This window comes from Halomonas sp. FeN2, assembly GCF_020595105.1.
GTDB classification, from domain to species: Bacteria; Pseudomonadota; Gammaproteobacteria; order Pseudomonadales; family Halomonadaceae; genus Vreelandella; species Vreelandella neptunia.
Map to the genome: position 1 here is coordinate 4226416 of NZ_CP074200.1, position 19361 is coordinate 4245776.

Sequence of the window (19361 nt, forward strand, 5' to 3'; positions counted from 1 at the left end):
TAGGTGGTTACTGCTTCTGAGAGTCAACAGTATAAATAACAGTGCCATCGTTTACGTTACATGTTTCTTACAGTACAAAGACTTGTATGAAAAAAAGACGTTTTATCGGTACCCGAATGTGCCTGCCCCGTGAGATTGGCAAGGGGCGGGATCTGCGTCTGGCCAGATACCGAAAAGCCCCCGAGCTAGGGCCGAAAATACTCTTCTTTAGTGGCGGTACGGCACTGAGACATTTTTCTGAGGTGTTGACCGACTACACCCATAACTCCATTCATCTGGTTACCCCCTTTGATTCAGGAGGCAGCTCGGCAGAGTTACGCCGGGCGTTCGCGATGCCTGCGGTGGGCGACCTAAGAGCGCGCCTGCTTGCTCTGGCTGATGACTCAGTCACCGGGCACCCTGAGGTGGCTGCGCTTTTCTCACATCGGCTATCGGCAAGGGAGGGGGGAAACGCGACGGCAAAGACAGCACTTGAGCAAATCCTGCAGGCCCTTGTCAGTGCTAAGCACCCGCTGCTCAAGGCAATTGCTGAGCCCATGCGGTCACTGATCCAGAGCTATATCGCTGCCTTCTACAAACATATGCCAAAGGATTTTAACCTCGCTGGCGCCAGCGTGGGGAACCTTATCTTGACCGGCGGTTATCTGATTCATGATCGTTCCCTGGATCCGATCGCCTTTCTCTTTGGCCAACTGATCAAGACCCGCGGCACCGTTCGGACAACGACGGATGCCAATCTTCAACTGGAGGTATTGTTAGAGAGCGGTCGAACGATTATTGGTCAACACTGCTTTACCGGCAAAGAGACGGCTCAAATCGATTCGCCTATCAAAGCGATAAAATTATCAGGCGAGGCGGACGATATCGACACCTTGGATGCCTCCAAGGTGTGTAAAGAGACCCGTAAGCTCATTGATTCGGCAGAGCTGCTGGTTTTCCCGCCGGGCAGTTTTTATAGCAGTGTCATTGCCAACCTGCTGCCCAAGGGGGTTGATAAGGCGTTGGCTAAAAACCCGTCACCCAAGGTGTATGTGCCCAGCCTGGGTACTGATCTTGAAACGTTCGGCATGACGTTGGTGGATCAGGTGCAAGTGCTCAATGCGCATTTGTCTGGCACACTCGAGCCCTTATCGTCTAAGCGATCTTCAATCGATTTTTTACTGTTTGATTCGCAGCTTCTGAGTGTTTCGGCTGATCAGATTGAGACGCTACGCGATGAAATGGGTATTCAAATCATTGATCTAGATCTTGCGCCGGAGAATGCTGATACCCAACGTTATGATGACGTTAAGCTGGCTGAAGCTCTGCTTGGGTTGACCTGACACCGACATACTCTAAATGACCTTGGGCATTGCTATGCGTCTTAGTTACCAGGGCCCGCTGCCTGAAATGGTGGGTTTTTTGCTACTGCCGCAGTATTCGATGATGGCGTTCTTTGCGGCGGTGGAGCCGCTGCGGATTGCCAACCGCATTGCCCATCGCCCGCTGTTCGACTGGACGTTGATCAGCGCTGACGGCGGGCCGGTAACGGCGTCTAACGGCATGACGCTGATGGCCGATCAAGCGACGGCGGATGTACATCATTTGCCTTCGCTGGCGGTATGCAGCGGCTTTACTCCCGAGGCGCATCTTACCCGGCCGTTAATGGCCTGGCTTCATCAATTGGATCAGGCAGGCTGCTGTTTAGGCGGCATCGATACCGGGGCATTTTTGCTTGCCGCGACAGGATTGTTAAAACACGAGCGGGTGGCACTGCACTGGGAGAGCCTGCCCGCGTTTCGTGAGCGCTTTCCGGGAATTGATACGACCGATGAGCTTTACGAGCTGGGCGAGCGGCGCTTCTCCTGTGCGGGTGGGGCAGCGGCGATGGATATGGCGCTGGAATTGATTGCCCGGCGCCATGGCGCAAAGTTGGCCATCGATGTCTCCGAGCAACTGATCCATGACCGGATTCGCACCCGCAGTGATCAGCAGCGCATGGCGTTGGTGAAGCGCTTAGGCACGCATAACCGGCGCGTTGTGGAGGCGGTTGCGCTCATGGAGCAGAACCTGGAAGAACCGCTCCCGCTTGACGAGATAGCCAGCCAAGTAGAGGTGTCGGTGCGCCAGTTGCAGCGTCTGTTTGAGCAGGAGCTAAACGTGACCCCGCGTCAATGGTATTTGCAGCTGCGCGTTAAGCGTGCCCAGCGGCTGCTGGCCGAGACTGACTTAGCGGTATTAGAAGTAGGCGTGGCCTGTGGGTTTAGTTCGTCGTCGAGCTTTGCGCGTACGTTTCGGGCGCATTACGGCTACTCGCCTCGGCAGGTGCGTTCTGCCATCGCGGGCAAAGACCTTTAAAGCGCAATAGATGTCGCCTAATGTCTGATAAGCGTCGCTTAATGTCTAGTGATGGGAGGGTAGCCGCGCATACTAGCTAAACCCAACTAATAAAGAGGTTTAGCCAAATGTCGGTCACAACTAGCTTCGCCACCACTAGCTCTGCCACTACCAACCCTACCACTACCAAGACGCTGTCGTTGACAGCGGGATTTTTACTCGCTGCGTTTGCAGCCACTCCCGCCATGGCAGAGCTTGATGAACTGCGCTTTGGGGTGCCGCCGTGGCCTGGGGTGACGGTAAAGTCTGAAGTGGCGGCCCAGCTACTTGAGGCCATGGGGTACGAGACCCGTCAGCAAGATTTAGCCGTGAGCGTGATCCTCGAAGGCTTATCGCAGAACGACTTGGAAATCTATTTAGGCGGCTGGTATCCCGTTCAGACCGATATGGTCGAGCCCTTAGTGGCCGACGGCAAGGTCGAAAAAGTGGTTTCCAATATTCGCGGCGCCAATTCCGGGCTAGTGGTTCCCCAGTATGTTTACGATGCAGGCGTCACCACGGTGGCTGAGCTGGCAGAACATCACGACCGTTTCGATGGTGAAATCCAGGGCATTGAAGCGGGCACCGGTATTAACGATGCGATTCTCAATGCCATCGATAATGATCTTGCGGGGCTGGGCGATTGGCAGCTCCGCGAAAGCTCCACTTCGGCGATGCTGGCCCAGGCTGAGCAAAAAATGGCCGATGAAGAGTGGGTTACCTTTGTTGGTTGGGAGCCTCACTGGATGAACGTGAGCTTCGATCTGGCCTATTTAGCCGATAGCGATGATGCGGGCGTGGCCTCCATTGAAAGCACGGTATGGACGATTACGCCTGCCAGCCTGGCGGAAGAAGCGCCTGAGGTTCACCGTTTCCTTTCGCAGTACGTGATCGATATCGAAGACCAGAACGATTGGGTACACGAGTACAGCTACGAAGAGCGCCCGGCGGATGAAGTGGCTAATGAGTGGATTGGAAACAACCTGGATACCGTTGCCGAGTGGCTGGAGGGTGTTGAAACCCGCGATGGCGAACCCGCCATTGAGCAGGTGCGAGCCCAGTTCGACTCTTAATAGTTGGTTATTCGTCATCTAATGTGGATTTAATAGTAACCGGCACATTTTGTGTTTCACGGTTCAGACAGAAACCACCAAGCCAACTGTCTGTTGTGGCAGGCAGCTTCCAGCGGTGGTCCGACACTTCGGCGAAGGGTACCGAAGGTACCCCGGTGTTGTCAGGCTGGCAGCCTAAACGGTCGCGAGCTAAAGCTACCTCCCACAGGTCAACTGTCAGACTGGCAGAAATAATTCCATACCGAATGACGAAGAGCCTAATAGTTATTCGTTAATAGCACGGCTCGTAAAGCCTAAGCTGTGATTAACGCCAAACAGCGCCTAATTAAGGCGCTGTTTTAGTTGTTGGCAAAAGTCCTGCCAGGCGACACTCATATCGGGTAGCAGCGCGTGGGCGTGAAGGGCGGCATGAACCATGTTCGGGGCGCAGCGATAGCCTACCGAGGCACCTTCCTCACGCCAATTGGCTATTGCGGCTTCGATGGGGAGTGTCAGTGGATCCTTCTCCACGGTCAGCATTTCAATGCTTGCGGCAGGCGGGTGGCGATCCCGCTGAGTAGCAATGATGTCAGGACACTGTTGGCGAATGCTGAGCACGTCGTCGCGTGTAAGTAGCGGCGCATCTTCTCCCAAGCATTCAAGGGAAAGCGGGCCAACAGTTGGGTAGATCAAGCCTAGTGGCGGCGCTTCATTCTGCTGATGGGCAAGGTCAATGGCTAATCGCCCGCCCGCGCTGTCACCCACCAGCGCAACAGGATAAATCGCTTCTAACACCGTACGGCAGTCTGCCAACATGGTGGGGTAATCTACCTCTGGTGCCAGCCGATAGTTAACGCTTACCACTTCACGCTCAAGCATCTGGGCCAAGCTGGCGGCGGGGCCATGGTGGCTCTCCGCTGAGCCGATGGTAAAACCGCCGCCATGGATAAACAGCACGCAGCCGGGCGTTTGCTGCTGGGGAGTAAAACGGCGCACGCTAACACCACCCAAAGCGCTATTTTCGATCTGCATCCCGGCTGGGTCGGGCGGGGCGAACGTTTGGCAAAGCTCAACGTAGGTGCGCCGTGCTTGAGGTAATGACAGCTCCTCCATCTTTTCCAGCCCGGCGCTAAAGCGCTGGATAAAGGCGTCTACGTTCATCTTTGTTGTGACCCTTAGCGTCGAATGCCGATGGTGCGGCCAGCAAGCTCCGGCCAGGCGTCTTTATGGGCTTGGGGTAGTTCTGTCACGCGATTTGCGACCGCTTCTGGAAACGGGCTTGGGCGCCCAGAGGCTTGTTTCATGCCCATCAACATCTGTTCGCTGGTGGCTATCAGGTTATCTTCGTCATCGAACAGGGTGAAAAAGACGTGCAGGCGCTTTGCGTCGCTATCCAGTAGCGTCAGGTTGACGTTCAACGCTTGGCCTTGGTGGGCCTCACGGCGGTAGCAGAGATGCGTTTCCAGGGTATAGATCGTGTAGCCATAGTGTTCACGGCCCGCTTCATCCAACCCAATGGTGTCGATAAGCGCCTCGCAGGCTAGAGAGAAGACGCGGGCGTACTCCGCGTCGTTCATATGCCCGTTGTAGTCGACCCACTCGGGAGCGACGTGGGTTTCATAAATAATCATTAAATGCGCCCCTGTAAGCCTTCGGCTTCCGGCCAATATTTTTGCACTACCTCGAGCAGCTCGACTAAAAAGTCATCTCGGCGCCGGTCGAGCGTAGCCACTGAACGTCCTGCCGCTTGATGCTCACACCCCTCGACGACTTTATCAATCAGTTCGTCGGTGAGTTCCGGGGCCTCCAGCTTTGTCCAGGGCAGTTTTAGCGCTGGGCCAAACTGCTCTAGCATATGGCGCATGCCTGGCTCGCCGCCCGCTAGGTGGAAGGTTAAGAACGTGCCCATCAACGGCCAACGAAGTCCACAGCCGTAAACCACGGCAGCATCGATCTCTTCGGTGGTCGCCACGCCATCGTTAACCAGATGCAGAGCTTCCCGCCATAGCGCTTCCATTAAGCGGTCGGCGATGTGGCCCTCAATTTCACGGCGAACCACCAGTGGGCGCATGGCGAGGGCCTGATACAGCCTTTGGGCGCTGGCGATCTGCATGGATTGGGTGGTCTCTCCGCCAACCAGCTCTACCAAGGGCAGTAAATACACCGGGTTGAAGGGGTGAGCGACGATCACGCGCCCAGGCGCTTGTTGGCACTGCTGCTGCAGGTCGGTGGGCTTAAAGCCGGAGGTAGACGAGCCAATAATGATGTCCGGTGGGGCAGCAGCGTCAATCGCGGCTAAAATTTCTTGCTTTAGCGGTAGGCGCTCGGGCACGTTTTCCTGAATCAGGTCAGCGCCATCCACGGCTTTTTCAATCGTATCTGCAAAGGTTAACCGCTCAGGGTTAGCATCGGGTGCTAAACCGAGCTGGGTTAACGAGGGCCAGGCATTGTCGATAAACGCTTGAGTACGCGCTGGCGCTTTGGGATCTGGGTCAAAGGACACGACGTCCCACCCCTGGGCGAGGGCGCGGGCAATCCAGCCGTTTCCAATCACGCCGGTACCAATAACAGCTAAGCGGCTCATACATCACCTCCGGCTGCGTTACCCATGGTACGTCCGGTCATCGGGTCGCGTAGTTTGAGATGAGTGCGGGTTTCTGCAGGCGTCATTACTCGGGCGCCGAGGTTTTCAATAATGGTCGAGGCTTTCTCGACCAGTTGGCCGTTGTTAGCCAGCACGCCTTTCTCTAAAAACAGGTTATCTTCCAACCCAACCCGAGCGTGGCCACCCAGCAGTACCGCTTGGGCGACCATGGGCATTTGATGGCGACCAATGCCGAAGGCTGCCCAGTTAGCGTTGGCGGGTAGTTTGTTGCGCATGGCCAGCATCGTTTCGGTGTCCGCTTCGGCACCCCAGGGAATACCCAGACAGAGCTGATAGAGCGGGTCGCCGTCGATCAAGCCCTCTTGCTGAAGCTGGCGGGCAAACCAGACGTGGCCAAGGTCAAAGCACTCCAATTCCGGCTTAACGCCGGCGGCCTGAACCAGGCGGGCGTGCTCGCGCAGCCAGTCCGCAGGGTTTACGTAGACCATATCGCCAAAATTGAGGCTGCCGCAGTCCAGCGTGCACAGCTCGGGGAGCAGCTCGCCGACCGGCGCATGACGTTCAGCGGGCGTTTGGATATCGGTGCCTGGGCCGCCGCGGGTGGGATCGGTGGCATCGGGTATCCAGTCGCCGCCGCCGCCAGCGGTGATGTTCATCACGATATCCACATCGGCTTCACGTACGCGCTCCATTACTTCGCGGAACTGCTCAGAAGAGTGGCTGATGCCGCCGGTTTGCGGGTCGCGAACGTGGATATGGGCGATGCTGGCCCCGGCACGCGCCGCTTCAATGCAGGAAGCTGCAATGGCCTTGGGTGTAACAGGCACATTGGGATTTTTTGCGGTGGTGTCTCCCGCGCCCGTCACGGCACAGGTGAGAATGACATTGCGGTTCATGGCGTGCTCTCTAGTCAGCAGTTTATTCGCTTACTAGTGTGTCGCGGTGTGCAGACAATAGTTGTCATAAAGCGACATTCGCTATACAGAATATGCGGTTTTTGATCTTGGCTAATTAATACCCGGTCATTTCCAAATAGCCTTCGCCAAGCGGTTCGCCGCTGGCGCGGTCATTGACCACCACTTCGCCTTCCCAGTAGGGCACGCTGGTAGTCATCCAGCGGTTGGCATGGGGCGCGTCAACAATGATATCGATCGCCACTGACGGTATTTCCAGTCGCCATTGGGTGGGCACATTGCGACCGGCGACAGCCGACGTTACCAGCGGTGTCAGTGTAATGTCATCGGTTGCTAAGGGGGTGGCGTCGCCTTGGGGGGTAATCCAGGTGCCTGAGCGGTAGTCTGCGTTATGTTCTACCCCTGCGCTGCCATCATCACCACCACCGCGTAGCTGAAATGCCATCAGCTTATGGCCGTCATCAAGGTGGATCGAGAACCAGTCCCAGCCTGATTGGCGGGCATCAAGCAATTGACTACTCCACTCACGATCCAACCAGCCGTGCCCGCTAACGGCTTTTGTCTCGCCATTAATGGTGACTTCGCCGTTTATTTGCCAGAAGGGCTGGCTGTAGTACATGGAGCCCTGGCCATTGGCGGCTTTCTGGCTAAAACCCTCTTCGCCGTGTAGCACTAGAGGGCCTTCGGCAGTCAGTTCCAGCGTATAGCCAAAACGCGATTCATCTTCACCGCTGTAAGCGGTTAGCGTGAGATGATCAAAATCGGTGCCGTATGCTTCTTCATTCGTTTTAAGCTGCCAGTCGTCTAGCCAAGCGTGGAACGGACTTGCAATGACACCGGCCTGGGCATCGTTGAGTTGAGAAGGTTCGGCTTGGGAGTGGCTGCGCCCAAAACGTTCGGCCACCTGATGCTGCTCGCCTTGGGAGATCGCCATATGGGCCATCCAGAGTTGATCGGCTGCCCAAGGCGTCGGTGCAGGGCGTTCGCTGGGTGGCATCAGGGCCTGGCGAAAGAGCGTCCACTGCAGGCCGAGTGGCTTACCGTCGGCGTCTTCTAAATTAGCGGTTAAATACCACCATTCGATACGGTAATCCGGATGGGCGGAATGATCCTGCGGAAAAATGAGCGTTTGGCTGGGCTGGGCATGCTCAAATCCGTCGGCGTCTTGCCCTAAACCGGCAAAGCCTGTGCTGTTGGTTTCGGTTTGATTCTCTTCGCCACAGCCGTAAAGCGTCAGTAACACGCCGATAAGTAGGCAGGGGCGTAAGTAACGACGTAAGCTCATTGATTTGCCTCTTCCGCCAGTAAGGCCCGCGGTGAGGCGCGCCAGAAACGCAGTGTGGGCAGAGCCGCTGCCAATAGTGCCACGCCAACGGCGGTGGCCAGGGTAACGGCCATTTCCCCAGGAAATAGATAGAGCGGTAGTCGCCAGCCGAAGGCGGCCACATTAATGATCGCTACTAATCCCCAGGTAATCGCAATACCCAGCGGAATGGCCAGCAGGCCGGTAACCAAGGCGGTGCCGCCCAATTGGGCCAGGTTCAATTGGGCCAGCTGTGTCCGGGGAACGCCCAGTGCCCATAGCGGCGCTAGCTGTTGGCGTCGGCTGCGTGCCTGTGCCAGCAGACTGGTGAACAGTGCAAGGGCTGCTACCGCCAGGGTCAAACCATTGAGGGCGCGGGTGATGGTAAAGGTACGCTCAAAAATCTCGGTGGCGATACGCTTGATCTCGCGTTGATCGCTCAGCGCATCACTGCCGAGGTCAAAGCGTTCGAGCAGGGCAGCTCGCAGGGTATCTACATCAGCCTCGTTACTCAGCACTAACCCCATGGAGCTAGGTGGTGCATCAAAACGAGCGGCTAGCTGGGGCGATGCCATCAGCACCTGACCGCTGGGGTTGCCGTAGTCGGGATAAATAGCGGAGATGGTCAGCGTTTCATTGGCGCCCGGCGCGCTTAGGGTTAGCCGGTCGCCGGGGGAGAGGTTCTCTGCGTTGGCAAGTTGTTCGTTAACAAAAACTGCACCATCTTCAAAGGCTGCCCAGGCAGAGGCGCGATCTTGTTGGGTTGCCAGCAGTGGCCAGTGCGGAGTGAGTGATTCGCCAGGGGTAATGCCGTAAAGCTCGATAGGCGTGCCTAAAGAGCGGCTGCCTTCCTGCGTAGTGGCAGTCTGCAGGGTTGCATCGCTGCGCCGAGTGAGGAGGCGCTCGAAGACCTCCGGGCGTTCATCCAGCCAAGCATCAATATCCGCATATTGCTCACTGGGGGCATTTAAATAGAGGGGAGCTACCAAGCGCTGATCGAGCCAGTCTAAAAACGTCAGGCGAAAGCCACCGACCATGCTACCGACCCCCAGATTGGTCGCCAAGGCGATAAGGAGTGCCATCATGGCCAGTGACAGCCTGGGTAGCTGAAGCTGCATATCCGCCAGTGCCCAGTGAGTAAGCGGGCGTCGCCGGGCTAGGTGTGCCAGCATTTTTAGTAGCAGTGCTAAAAAGGGCGGCAACCACAGTGCGCTAGCCAACAGCAGCGTGGCTACCAGCGTAAAGCCTGTAACTAATCCATCGCCAGGGGGCTGAAAGCGAAGCCAGCCATACAGCGCTAGCGCACTACTCAAGGCGAGGGCGCCGCCGATGCTCATTAGCGATAATTGGCGGCGGTAACCGCTACGCCAGGCCTGCATCTGGCCTAACTCCAACATGTTTAAGCGGGCCGCGCGCCATAGCACGCCGCTGCCCGCCAGCAGCAGTCCGGCAAGGCTAACCGCCAGCCCGCCGACCCAGTAATGCCAGGGCAGGTTGAGCTCTTGCCCCACGCCTGCGCCATAAAGTGAGCCTAGGGTTGCTGCGACATCGGGCAGTAACGAGCGTGCCAGCAATACACCGCTGGCAATGCCGGCAAGCGCTCCGATCAAACCGAGCAGAAGCAGCTCTAAGCTGAGCGCTAGCACTAAACTGCGCCCTGATACACCCAGTACCCGCAGGGTGCGCAGCATGCCCAGGCGTTGCTCCAATGCTAGCCCTAGCGCTGCTTGAACGATGAATAGCCCCACGACCCAGGCAAGTAGCCCCAGCGCGGTAAGGTTTAGGTGAAAGCTCTCGGTAAGTTGACCGGGGGAGGCGAGAGTGGTGGCGCGAGTGAGCGTTAATCCGGTGGGCGCTTCAGCGAGAGCTCCCGGTGCCGCCACAACGCGCGTAATCTCGTCGCCGCTTTCAAGCAATCGCGCCGCCGCCGCAATATCCATGATCAGCGTGTCCGGCGGGAGCGCTGGTGCTAAAACGAGCGGCGGTAGCGCTTTGCCATCTGCCAAGGTCGGGGTGGCACCCGATGCGTTTTCATGCGCTTTCCCAAGGGCTGCCAGGGCGTCAGGCGCTATACGTGTTTGCCACGGGGGCCTCAGAAAGTCGCTTAACGACGCTGAGGTGTTGGCTTGAGCCAGAGCGTTATCGCTGGAAAGGGTCAGTGGGTCAATGCCGATCAGGGTTAGCCGGGCGCCATCTTGGGTAAAGACTTCACCCTCTAGCATGGGCGAAACGGGCAAGCCTGCTTGGCGCAAGGCGTGATACTCGGCACGACTGAATGGCATGCCATCGCGCCGCTCAAGTTGATCCAGCTGGGTGTCAAACAGCGCATCGGCGCGAGCGTAGCTGTCGCGAGCGGTGGCGTTGATCGCCTGGATACCACTCCATAGGGCGCTAGCCACCCATAAGCCGAGCAGCAGCATTATTAGCTGCCCGGGGTGACGCCGGTAGTGGCTAAGTAGCGTGGATAGCACCCGAGTCATGGTGCCGCGTCTAGTAGACGGCCGTGGCTCAGGCATAGGCAACGGTCAAGCGGTGCCGCCACTTGGGGGCTGTGGGTGACGATCAGCAGGGCGCACTGAGTTTCGCGAACCAGGCTCAATAGCAGTTCAAGCACCTCAGCTGCGGTGGTTTCATCCAAATTGCCTGTGGGTTCATCGGCCAGCAGCAGAGGCGGGCGCGGCGCCAGGGCGCGGCCAATGGCTAAGCGCTGCTGCTGCCCGCCAGAGAGCTGTTCCGGGTAACGTTTTTCCATGCCACTCAGCCCAAGCCGCTCAATCAAGTGGTCTGCCCAGTCGGCATCGTCGCGATGGGCTAAGCGCGCCTGTAAGCGCAGATTGTCGATCACCGTTAAGCTGGGGACTAAATGAAACTGCTGGAAGACCAAGCCCAATTGCTCGCGGCGTAGCTTGGCGCGTGTGGGCTCGGGGAGTGACTCGACATTCTGGCCTCCGAGGGTAATGACACCTTGGTCGGGAAGATCTAATCCGGCGGCAAGATGCAGCAGAGTGGATTTGCCGCTGCCTGATTCCCCCATTAGTGCCAGACTTTGCCCCGCGGCCAAGCGCAGGGAGACATCTTCAAGCACCTTCAATGGGCCTTGTGGCGTCACGAAGGTTTTATGTACCTGACGAAGTTCCAGCATAGGGAGTACTCATATATTGCTATAGAGGGGTCTTGATGAGGGTAATGAAAGGGCTAGTCGTTAATAGGCGTAACTGAGGCGCCACGATCTCCGTATACCGCTATGCCGCCGCGCCCTGTGTGCTTGATGAAGTACATGCTTTTATCAGCCGCATCAACGAGCTCATCAGCACTGCCGAATCCGCCGTCAGCTAAACAGGCGATACCGATGGAGACAGATACATGAATTGGATCCTGATCATCGTGTGCCATGGGTGTTATTTCCAGGTGCTCGGCAATTCGCTTGGCGAATACCTTGGCTGCCTGTGCATCTTCTTCTGGTAAAACGATGAGAAACTCTTCGCCGCCCCAGCGCCCGGCAAGGTCGCCTTCACGAATAATCAGCTGTAGCGTTTTGCCGAATTTTTGCAGCACATTGTCGCCCATTTGATGGCCGTATTGATCGTTAAGCTTCTTAAAATGGTCAAGGTCAATAAATACCACTGACATGGTGCGAGACTGTTCCTGGCATAGTACAAAGCGCTTATGCATCTGCTCTTCAAGCCAGGATCGGTTGGCAAGGCCGGTGAGCATGTCTGTTCGCGAGCGCTCTTCTAACTCGTCTTGACGCTGGCGGAGAGAGGTGAGTTCCGCTTGGTGCGTATCAAGGCGCGCTCTGAGCTGTAACGTTTGTTGGAACAACAGTTGTTGGGCCTCGGCCAGTAGCGATTCGTTATTCTGCAAAGGAGGGGCCGTCATTTGCAGCATGTCCGCCAGCGCTGGCAACCGTTCCTGAATACTCTCTAGCAAATGCCGTAAAGATATCGCGTGGGCGCCCTGATAGGTTTCAAATTCTCGCACAACGGCCATTAGCGCCTGCGCTGGGTGGGGTGAGAGCCAGGCATCGGCGATGGGGCCTGATAGTTGAACGCACATCTTATCGGGGGTGGTAATGTCGTATTCGCCATGACTATCACCGATTCGCTGAGCAAGCGGTGTTGGAACTCCCCACTTAGCGGCAAGCCAAGCGCCTACTTGAGAATGATCGCAGCCAAAAAGCCGCTGCTCAGACTCTGATAGTTGCCGATGGGATAGGGCGGTTTCCAAATATAAATTATTGCTCTCTTTAGGGTATGTTGCCCGTAATGCCATGATGCCAATGTCTTGGAGCAAAGCCGCCGTAAACACAGGCCCTGTCATATCGGGGCAAAGGCGGGTGGCAAGGTAACGTGCTGCTAACGAGGCAATGATGGAGCGCATCCACACACGCTGGTAATGAACGTCTACTCCCCTACTTTGCAGCAGGCTGAAACTCATTACCGCTGCCAGGGTGGTGTCTAAACCCAGGCGGGCCGTCGCTTCCTGGCACGAGTGCACCTTTATATGGCTACGCGAGAAAAAGGCGCTATTGGCAAGGGTAATGATACGTATGGTCAAGGCGGGGTCACGCTCGATGGCATTGGCATACTCGTTTACGGAAGGGTGTTCGGTGCGGGCTATTTTCAAAATGTTGATAGCGACCGAAGGCAGCGTGGGCAGCGTCGGGCAGTTGACTAGGTCAGCTATCAAGAATGCAGGTAATTCAGTCGATAAGACTAAGTCTTTCGAATTATCCTTTGTCTGAATGGCCCGCATTCTTCTCTCCTGAGTCTTATTGGCTCGCAGCAGCCCCAGCCTTAGCTGTTCTATAACGTTTGCCACATCGTGTAGCGATCTTGGTGTTCATTCGTTTGTATCAAACCATCTTAGGCGATTAGCTTGTTAAATACCTACATATAAATGCCAGCCAATTTATTGAGCAATAGTACAAAATGTACGCTAAACCATAGTGTTATGTAATATTTTCTTAAAACTAGGTGCGAAATTGATCATTGAACAGTTCGACCCCTTGTGCGACTAAAGAGTAAACCACGAAGACTTTTTTTATTTTCATCTAACTACCATACTAGTCATATCAGTTGTGGCCCATGCCGCCATGAACTTCTTTATTAGGATTAGTTGCAATGCACACGACATTACAAACGCTATGGCAGGAAACCCATGAAGGGGAGTCGGTTCGCCAGCGGCTATTTCATGTGCTGAGGCAATCGATTATTCAGGTGGTACTGGCCCCGGGGCAGGCACTGTCGGAAAAGGAGCTTGCCGACACCTTTTCTGTGAGTCGTCAGCCGGTGCGGGAAGCTTTTATCAGGCTCTCTGAAGCGGGCCTGGTGGAGGTGAAACCTCAGCGCGGCACCTATGTGGTCAAGATATCGCAGCGAGCGGTGCTTGAGGCGCGATTTGTACGTGAAGCGGTTGAGGTTGCCGTGGTGAGGCTGGCGGCCGAAAAAGGCCTTGGTTCAGCAGTGCTAACAGATTTGCATGATCTGTTAGCACGGCAGCGTCGCTGTATTGAGCCTAATGATAACGAGCGTTTTTACCGCCTTGATGAATCTTTTCACCGCACGCTTTCACTGGGGGTGAAGCAGCACGCTGCATGGAAAGTCATCGAAGAAGTCCGTGCCCAGCTTGACCGGGTACGCTACCTCAGTGTGCCCCATAGTACTCCGCTGGAACGGCTTGTGGATCAGCATGCGCGCATCGTTGCTGCCATTGAGGCGCGGGACGCTCAGCAGGCTGAAGAGACAATGGCGCTGCATTTGCGTGAAATTTTGGTCTCTATGCCCGACCTGGTTCGTCGTTTCCCTGCCATGTTTGAAGGTCAAGAAAATCAACGGTTTGAAGAACAAGAAAACCCAGTTTTGAAGCAGGAGACGATCCAATGAAGATCGAACAGGCTTATACCATTGTGACCTCTCCGGGGCGCAATTTTGTGACGCTCAAGATTGTGACCGATCGGGGTGAGTATGGCATTGGCGATGCCACGCTAAACGGCCGCGAAATGGCCGTAGTGGCCTACCTGGAGGAGCACGTGATCCCGGCGTTAATCGGACGTGATCCTCAGCGTATTGAAGATATCTGGCACTACCTTTATAGGGGCGCTTACTGGCGGCGTGGGCCTGTCACAATGAGCGCGATTGCCGCTGTAGACATGGCGCTTTGGGACATCAAAGCGAAACTTGCAGGCATGCCGTTGTACCAATTGCTGGGTGGCAAGAGCCGTGACCGAGTGATGGTTTATGGCCATGCCACAGGGCGGGATATTGAAGCATGCCTGGAGGAGGTCGCCCGTCATGTTGATGAGGGTTACAAAGCCGTGCGCGTTCAGGCGGGTGTGCCAGGCATTGCCAGTATTTATGGGGTTGCCAAAAAAGATGGCGAGCCATATGAGCCAGCCGATGCCGAGCTGCCCGCGGAGCACGTTTGGAGTACCAGCAAATACTTAAACCATGTACCCAAGTTGTTTGCCGCCGTGCGTGAGCGTTTTGGCGATGATTTACACGTGCTACATGATGTTCATCACCGCCTGACGCCCATTGAGGCCGCCCGTTTAGGCAAAGAAGTGGAGCCCTTTCATTTATTTTGGCTCGAGGACTGCGTACCGGCTGAGAATCAGGAGGCGTTTGGTCTTATTCGCCAGCACACCACCACGCCATTGGCGGTGGGCGAAGTCTTTAACAGCCTGTATGACGCCAAAGCGCTAATTGAAAATCAGTGGATCGACTATATCCGCGCCACCCTAACCCATGCGGGGGGGATCACCCATGTACGCCGCATCGCCGATTTAGCGGGTCTTTATCACGTGCGTACCGGCTTCCACGGGCCAACGGATCTTTCGCCGGTTTGCCTGGGCGCGGCGATTCACTTTGATACCTGGGTACCCAACTTCGGCATCCAGGAGTACATGCCGCATACCAGCGCTGCTGACGAGGTCTTCCCCCACGATTATCGCTTTGAAGATGGGCATTTCATTGTTGGTGAAAAGCCGGGGCATGGCGTCGATATCGATGAACAGTTAGCCAAACAGTACCCCTATAAACGCGCCAGCCTGCCGGTGAACCGTTTAGAAGACGGCACCTTGTGGCACTGGTGAAGGAGTCCATCTAAATGAAAGCATTTCAAGTAAAGGCGCCCCATGACTACCAGGTCGCGGAAGTTGATCCGCCCAAGGTAGCCGCTGGTGAAGCGCTGGTACGCGTAGCATTTGCCGGTATCTGCGGGTCGGATATGCACATTATCCATGGCGACAACGCTTTTGTGCGCTTTCCGCGCATCACCGGCCATGAGTTCGCCGGGGTAGTGGAAGCGGTAGGGGAAGGGGTGGCTGACGTAGCTGTTGGGGATCGCGTGTGCATTGACCCCGTTATCAGCTGTGGTGAGTGCTATCCCTGCCGGATTGGCCGTCCCAACGTGTGCAGTTCGCTTAAAGTGATTGGCGTGCATCGCGATGGTGGTTTTGAAGAGTTTGTTGCTGTCCCCGCGGCTAACGTGCACCACCTGCCCGAGCATATTGGGCTAGACGCGGCTGCCCTGGTTGAGCCGTACACCATTGCCGCCAACGTGCTTGATCGCATGCAGCCCCACCCGGGTGATCGGCTAATGATTCTGGGCGCCGGCGTTATTGGCCTTACGATCCTGCAAATGGCCTTGGCTAAGGGGATCGAAGAGGTCATCGTCACTGATGTTATTAATGAGCGATTAGTGGCGGCAAAACAGCTTGGGGCAACGCAGGTATTGAATAGCCGCGAGCAGGATGTGGAAAAAGAGGTACTTGCCTTAACCCAGGGTGAAGGCGTACCGCTGATTGCCGATGCGGCCTGCGTGCCAGCGCTGGTACCGCAAATGCTGCGTTTAGCGTCTCCTGCAGGACGCATCGGCCTGTTGGGCTTTAGCGTTCAGCCCAGCGAGCTAGTGCAGTTAGAAGTGATTAAGAAAGAGCTGACCCTGGTGGGGTCGCGTCTCAACAACCGTAAGTTTCCGGAGGTGCTTGAGCTAATGGCAGGTGGTCAGCTGGATCCGTTGGCGTTAGTTAGCCATCGGGTGCCGCTAATCGACATGCCCAGTGCCATTGACATGCTTGATCATCGGCCAGAAGAGGCCCGTAAGGTACTGATTCAAATCAGTGCTGAAGGGTAACCACGCCAACCCGCGCGCAATTAACAGCCGCAATCAATAATTAACAACATCCATGTGTAGGAGAAAGACAATGATCAAACAACTTATCACCAGCGCTGTTATTGGAGCTGCAATGCTAGGCAGCCACTCATTAATGGCGGCAGATTTCACCCTGCGTTTTGGCCATTTAGCCAATGAGCAGAATATTTGGCACCAGGCCGCCGAGAAGTTCAAAGAGGAAGTCGAAGCAAATTCAGATGGCCAGATTGAGGTACGCCTCTACCCCAGTGAGCAGTTAGGAAATGAAATGGATATCATTAATGGTATTCAGCTGGGTACCGCGGATATGACCATTACCGGTGAAAGCTTACAGAACTGGGCGCCTAAAGCCGCGATGATGGCCGTACCCTATGCCTTCCGAGATTCCGAACATTTGCATGAGGTAGTTAATGGCGAGATCGGTGCTGAAATTGAAGAGCAAATCATCGAACGCACAAAGCTTGTGCCGCTGGCATGGTTTGAACGGGGCCCTCGGGAACTGACATCTAACCGGCCGATTCGCAGCCCGGAAGAGCTTGATGGGCTGCGTTTACGCGTACCAAACGTACCGTTATTCGTGGATACCTGGCAGGCAATGGGGGCTCGCCCCACGCCGATGGCTTTTAGCGAAGTGTTTACCGCGCTTCAACAGAATGTTCTTGACGGCCAGGAAAACCCGCTCAGCTTGATTGAAAGTGCCAGTTTCAATGAGGTGCAGGATTACGTCAATATGACTAGTCATGTGCGTAGCTGGATCTATGTCGTTATTGGGCGTAATCAGTTGGAAAGTATGCCTGAAGAGCTCCAGAAGGTCGTTCGCGATGCTGCTCAGACGATGCAGGCATATGAAGCTGAGCTGTTCACTGAAGATCAGGCACGCCTTGAGCAAGCGCTTCAGGAGCGTGGAATGGAGTTCGTGGAAGTAGATGTCGACGCCTTTGCAGAGAAAGCTCGTCCTGCTGTCCTTGAGGCTTTAACCGAAGAGCAGCGTGAACTCTTTGACGCTATCCAAGACCTGTAAGGTCGGATTTTAGTCAATTGGTAATGACGATGGGCTGGCACACGCCAGTCCATTTTCTAACGATACAAGCAGCTTGCCCATGAGGATACGGTTATGAACTCGGATCAAAAAACGCTTGAAAAGGAAGCGTTGGAGAGTCTGGATTCAATGTCGGCGGTGCCTAAATTTAAAGGTTCCATTGGGCGCATGATTGGCTGGGTGGACACGTGCTTTCTGACCTTGGCCGTTACTGCGCTGATTGCGATTGCCGCCACGGTACTGCTGCAAATTTGTTCGCGGCTGTTTTTGCCGTTTTCGATAGCCTGGACCGAAGAACTCTCACGTTATCTATTTATTTATATGGTGGCACTATCTGTTGGTGTGGTGCTGCGACAGAACCGAAACATCAGCGTTGAGCTTTTCCATCACCTGCTGGGGCCACGCGTACAGGCGGCGGTTCAAGTGCTGCTCTGTGGGCTGATTGGCTTGTTTGCCTTTTTGGTGCTGCCTTACGCTTGGCAGTATGCGCAAAACGGCGCTTGGCAAACCTCGCCAACGCTGCATGTTCCCATGCTGTATATCTTTTTCTCAACGGTAGTCACCTTTGCGCTTCTCCTGGTTTACAGCTTGCTGGGATGTCTTGAGGGAATTATCGCAATGTGTCGCTCCTCTGCCTCCCTTCAGGAGTCGTAAGCATGGAAGTTATTATCCTCTTTAGCGTTTTCTTGGTTTTGCTCTTGGTGGGAATGCCCATTGCGTTTGCGTTGGGGCTAGCCTCGCTCTCCTATCTGCTGCTTGAAGGTATTTCATTAACCATCGTTCCGCAGCGCATGTATGCGGGTATCGACACCTTCGTGCTGCTGTGTATCCCCGGCTTTGTGTTGGCCGGCAATTTAATGAATGTGGGCAATATCACTGATCATATTGTGCGTTTTTCCAATGCTTTGTTAGGTCACATTCGCGGTGGTCTTGGCTTGGCCAATGTGGCAGGGTCGATGATTTTCGGTGGTATCTCCGGCACGGCGGTTGCGGATTCAGCCAGCATCGGTTCGGTGATGATCCCCGGTATGGCTCGCTCAGGCTATGACAAGCCGTTTGCCGCTGCGGTTACCGCTGCTTCGTCAACCGTTGGGCCGATTATACCGCCCAGTGTTCCCATGATCATTGCCGGATCTCTCAGCGGTATTTCAGTCGGGCGTATGTTCCTGGCAGGTGCAGTGCCGGGGCTTCTAATGGGCCTCGCCATGATGGTTACGGTGTATATCCTGGCCGTTCGGCGTGGGTATCCCAAAGAGCAGCGGGTACCGTTTTTGCAGCTGCTGCGCGAAGCCAAAACGGCCTTCTGGGCACTGCTGATGACCGTGATTATTCTCTACGGCATTATTGGCGGGTTCTTTACCCCCACCGAAGCGTCTATTGTGGCTTGTCTCTATGCCTTGGTTGTCGGCATGTATGTGTATAAAGGCCTGTCGTGGAAAAAGCTTCCGGCGATTTTGTCAGATACTGTATTAACCTCGTCGGCACTTCTGCTGATGGTGGGGTTAGCCAACCTGTTTGGCTGGATACTCACCAGCGAACAGATCCCGCAGATGATTGCTGCGCTTATTCTCTCTATTAGTGACAACCCGCTAATTGTCCTGCTGATTCTTAACCTGATTCTGCTATTTGTCGGCGCTTTTATGGAAACCATTGCGGCGCTGATTATTCTTTTCCCTGCCTTGGTGGGTGTGGCTACGGGGGTTGGTGTTGACCCGGTGCACTTCGCAGTCATTGCGGTGTTGAATCTGATGATTGGGCTGACAACACCACCGGTGGGGGTGTGCCTATTCGTGGTGGCGGGGATTGGCAAGTTACCTATGTTAGCGGTGGCAAAAGCCATCGTGCCTTTTTTGCTGTGCAACTTGGCGGTGCTGTTGCTGGTGACCTATGTGCCCGCAATTTCGCTTTGGTTGCCTAACTTGCTGATGGGAGAGTAGTT

At 55.4% G+C, this 19361-nt stretch carries 17 protein-coding genes; 9 read left to right on the plus strand and 8 right to left on the minus strand.

The genetic code is table 11. The features are described from left to right. Nucleotides 1–86 precede the first annotated feature (86 nt). The 3 genes from KF947_RS19415 (at nt 87) to KF947_RS19425 (ending at nt 3428) form a co-directional block, all read left to right on the plus strand. Nucleotides 87–1322 (plus strand): GAK system CofD-like protein, encoded by a 1236-nt coding sequence (locus KF947_RS19415; RefSeq protein ID WP_227404854.1) that lies wholly within the window; start codon nt 87–89, stop codon nt 1320–1322. Nucleotides 1323–1356: 34 nt separating this feature from the next. Next, the gene (locus KF947_RS19420; protein ID WP_227404855.1) at nt 1357–2337 is read left to right on the plus strand and encodes a GlxA family transcriptional regulator; all 981 of its coding nucleotides are present in this window, start codon (nt 1357–1359) and stop codon (nt 2335–2337) included. 107 nt (nt 2338–2444) lie between these two features. Continuing rightward, nucleotides 2445–3428, plus strand: coding sequence for an ABC transporter substrate-binding protein (locus KF947_RS19425; RefSeq protein ID WP_227404856.1), 984 nt, complete (start codon nt 2445–2447; stop codon nt 3426–3428). Between the two features lie 321 nt (nt 3429–3749). Here KF947_RS19425 and KF947_RS19430 read toward each other — a convergent pair whose 3' ends face one another. From KF947_RS19430 to KF947_RS19465, 8 genes are all read right to left on the minus strand, one after another. Continuing rightward, entirely contained in the window at nt 3750–4568 is an 819-nt protein-coding gene (locus KF947_RS19430; protein ID WP_227404857.1) for an alpha/beta hydrolase fold domain-containing protein, read from the minus strand. Nucleotides 4569–4582: 14 nt separating this feature from the next. Next, nucleotides 4583–5038, minus strand: coding sequence for a thioesterase family protein (locus KF947_RS19435; RefSeq protein WP_227404858.1), 456 nt, complete (start codon nt 5036–5038; stop codon nt 4583–4585). After that, entirely contained in the window at nt 5038–5991 is a 954-nt protein-coding gene (locus KF947_RS19440; protein WP_133730349.1) for an L-carnitine dehydrogenase, read from the minus strand. Before KF947_RS19440 ends, KF947_RS19435 begins: the two co-directional genes overlap by 1 nt. Further along, nucleotides 5988–6908, minus strand: coding sequence for a 3-keto-5-aminohexanoate cleavage protein (locus tag KF947_RS19445; protein ID WP_227404859.1), 921 nt, complete (start codon nt 6906–6908; stop codon nt 5988–5990). The genes KF947_RS19440 and KF947_RS19445 overlap by 4 nt, the downstream gene beginning before the upstream one ends. 115 nt (nt 6909–7023) lie before the next feature. Continuing rightward, a complete protein-coding gene (locus KF947_RS19450) occupies nt 7024–8211 on the minus strand; it encodes a lipocalin-like domain-containing protein (RefSeq protein WP_227404860.1) in 1188 nt (395 codons plus the stop codon). After that, nucleotides 8208–10709 (minus strand): ABC transporter permease, encoded by a 2502-nt coding sequence (locus KF947_RS19455; RefSeq protein ID WP_227404861.1) that lies wholly within the window; start codon nt 10707–10709, stop codon nt 8208–8210. The genes KF947_RS19450 and KF947_RS19455 overlap by 4 nt, the downstream gene beginning before the upstream one ends. Further along, a complete protein-coding gene (locus tag KF947_RS19460; protein WP_133730353.1) occupies nt 10706–11371 on the minus strand; it encodes an ABC transporter ATP-binding protein in 666 nt (221 codons plus the stop codon). Before KF947_RS19460 ends, KF947_RS19455 begins: the two co-directional genes overlap by 4 nt. A gap of 53 nt (nt 11372–11424) precedes the next feature. Beyond that, nucleotides 11425–12984 (minus strand): GGDEF domain-containing protein, encoded by a 1560-nt coding sequence (locus tag KF947_RS19465; RefSeq protein ID WP_227404862.1) that lies wholly within the window; start codon nt 12982–12984, stop codon nt 11425–11427. A gap of 368 nt (nt 12985–13352) precedes the next feature. On the opposite strand from KF947_RS19465, the gene KF947_RS19470 reads away from it, so the two are divergent. The 6 genes from KF947_RS19470 (at nt 13353) to KF947_RS19495 (ending at nt 19359) form a co-directional block, all read left to right on the plus strand. Further along, nucleotides 13353–14114, plus strand: a complete 762-nt coding sequence (locus tag KF947_RS19470; RefSeq protein WP_227404863.1) for a GntR family transcriptional regulator — start codon at nt 13353–13355, stop codon at nt 14112–14114. Beyond that, on the plus strand, nt 14111–15322 hold the full coding sequence (gene manD, locus KF947_RS19475) for a D-mannonate dehydratase ManD (protein ID WP_227404864.1): 1212 nt from the start codon (nt 14111–14113) through the stop codon (nt 15320–15322). The genes KF947_RS19470 and manD overlap by 4 nt, the downstream gene beginning before the upstream one ends. A gap of 14 nt (nt 15323–15336) precedes the next feature. Further along, complete coding sequence (locus tag KF947_RS19480) at nt 15337–16365, plus strand: Zn-dependent oxidoreductase (RefSeq protein WP_227404865.1); 1029 nt, start codon at nt 15337–15339, stop codon at nt 16363–16365. A 70-nt stretch (nt 16366–16435) separates the two neighbouring features. After that, entirely contained in the window at nt 16436–17404 is a 969-nt protein-coding gene (locus KF947_RS19485; RefSeq protein ID WP_227404866.1) for a TRAP transporter substrate-binding protein, read from the plus strand. 93 nt (nt 17405–17497) lie between these two features. Further along, nucleotides 17498–18076, plus strand: coding sequence for a TRAP transporter small permease (locus KF947_RS19490; protein ID WP_133730361.1), 579 nt, complete (start codon nt 17498–17500; stop codon nt 18074–18076). Nucleotides 18077–18078: 2 nt separating this feature from the next. Then, complete coding sequence (locus tag KF947_RS19495; RefSeq protein WP_133730362.1) at nt 18079–19359, plus strand: TRAP transporter large permease; 1281 nt, start codon at nt 18079–18081, stop codon at nt 19357–19359. Nucleotides 19360–19361 lie beyond the last annotated feature (2 nt).